Raw genomic sequence first — 2023 nt, forward strand, 5'->3', positions numbered from 1 at the left:
GTCTACGAAAAATTAATTCCTAGAGCACCTATGAGCCGCTAATTTACTGGATATTTTTTAATGGCGGGAATTGCTGAAGCAACACCTATTTTGAGGCAACGACTCAGTACTTTTTTTGTCCTTCGGCAACACCTTTCATTGAGGCATCAGGTCCGAAGAAATTTAGCGATTTTAATGATCTGGCTAATCATGGCAGCTTGGGTTTAGAGGGATCTAAAACCAAAGATTAATGAGTGTACTAAAAAATACAATCGATTGCGCCAGCCAATCCGGGGCAATGTTGTATCTATTGTTTAGATACTATTTTCGTTGCAGCAATTAAGTAAATTTTTAATTGCCGCCATAATCAAATATCGCTGATTAATCTGAAAGATTATTCACATCCATTGTTGTTCAGTTCTCCATTAGGCATAACTGTGCATTCAATGCTTTTAACTTGCCCCAGTTGCTCTTGGCTTAAATTTGCCCCTATCAAAATTGAGTTGCGTATGGTTACATTATTCAAATTTGCATTGGCAAAATTCACCCCGGAAAAATTGGCTCGTTCCCAGTCTGAGTTACTCAGGTTTACATCGCTGAAATTTGCACCGCTTAAATCAGTGTCCTTGAAAATAGAATAGCTCAAATTTACTTTGTCAAAGTTTGCTTCTTGTATTCTTAAAACACTAAAATAGTGCCCGGGAAACTTTGAATAATTCATGACGCTTCCCGAAAAATTCATTTTATATAATGAACCTAAAAATTCGGTTTTTATAGCGTATGAACCAAGTAATGAGCCGTTATCATGATCCTCATATATTTTAGCACCACTTAAATCACATCCCTGACAAAAATTCGTATCAGCAAATACTTTCAAATCTTCTGCATCAGCTAATACCTTGGACTGAGTAGAAAAAGATAATCCCATTAAAATAAATATCATTACTAATTTATAATTTTTCATCATTCCCTCTTGAAAAAGCTCAACTAATTATTTGCAATTAAATTCGCCATTATTTGTGTACACATCGCCATTTGGAAGCGTGGCGCACTTATATGTTTTTGCTTTCGAAAGCTGCTCTTCGGTAATATTTGAACCCATTAAAACTGCATAACTTAAATCAGCATTATCAAAGGATAAATTTTCAACATTCACCCTGCTCAAATCAGCATTTTTTAGCTTGGCACCTGAAAAATTAACATCTATCATTTTTGTCTTTGGGAAAGAAGCACCCTCCAGATCTGAGTCAGTAAAATCAACTTTATTGAATGAACAAGAAGACCAAGTTCCATCCATTGAAGCATGGGCAAAATTGACGTCTTTAAATGTCGATCTAATAAATTTCACATTAGACAAGTGCGAATGAGAAAAGTTCGCCTTTTGGAATATTGAATTGGTAAGTTCATTATTTTGCAATGTTGATTTTACAAAGTTGGTATCAACAAAACTGGAGTCGATTATTTTATAACCAGATAACGTGAAGTTAGTAAAAAATGTTCCGTCAAATGTGCCACCTGATTTCTCTATTTTTTCCCAACCAGATGAAAAAGAGCTTCCGGTAAGGTTGCATCGAATACAATCCGTGTCATTTTTAAAACGACTGACATCAGCCGGAATATATGCATAAGATTGGAAGCTTGAGCAAATAATTCCAATGAAAGAAGCGGTTAGAATAGTTTTTTTCATTATATTTCCCTTTATGAACAGGCTCGGAATTCTACATTTCCAAGCGAATGAATGCAATTGACGAAACGTAGTTTGTCCCGCGTACTTTCACAACTGTTCTGAGGTTGTTTCATTTTATGACAATTTCCGTCTTACTCGAAAAATGTTCCGTCGCACATGGTTATCAGGTTTGAGTCTTTGCCGCTCCAGCTGATCATGTGCATGATCCGACAATAACACTTCACTAAGTGCTGAAGAGCAATCAGCGTTGAATCGATTAAGACTAATAAAGAACTCAAACATTGGTGAGCGAGCGCATTATGTATTGTTATCCGGAGATGGTAAATCTATTAAAGAACTTGCAGCCCAACTAAGCCG

General features: G+C 36.1%; 2 protein-coding genes. Both read right to left on the minus strand.

Annotated elements, in window-relative coordinates; translation table 11 throughout:
• Positions 1-373 precede the first annotated feature (373 nt).
• Positions 374-946 carry a pentapeptide repeat-containing protein gene (locus tag ACQY7T_RS10015; protein WP_428413114.1) on the minus strand — a complete coding sequence of 191 codons (573 nt, stop codon included), beginning with the start codon at positions 944-946 and terminating at the stop codon, positions 374-376.
• A 24-nt stretch (positions 947-970) separates the two neighbouring features.
• Positions 971-1666, minus strand: a complete 696-nt coding sequence (locus ACQY7T_RS10020) for a pentapeptide repeat-containing protein (protein WP_428413115.1) — start codon at positions 1664-1666, stop codon at positions 971-973.
• Positions 1667-2023 lie beyond the last annotated feature (357 nt).

The organism is Legionella sp., assembly GCF_965140895.1.
In the GTDB taxonomy this organism is placed as follows: Bacteria; Pseudomonadota; Gammaproteobacteria; order Legionellales; family Legionellaceae; genus Legionella.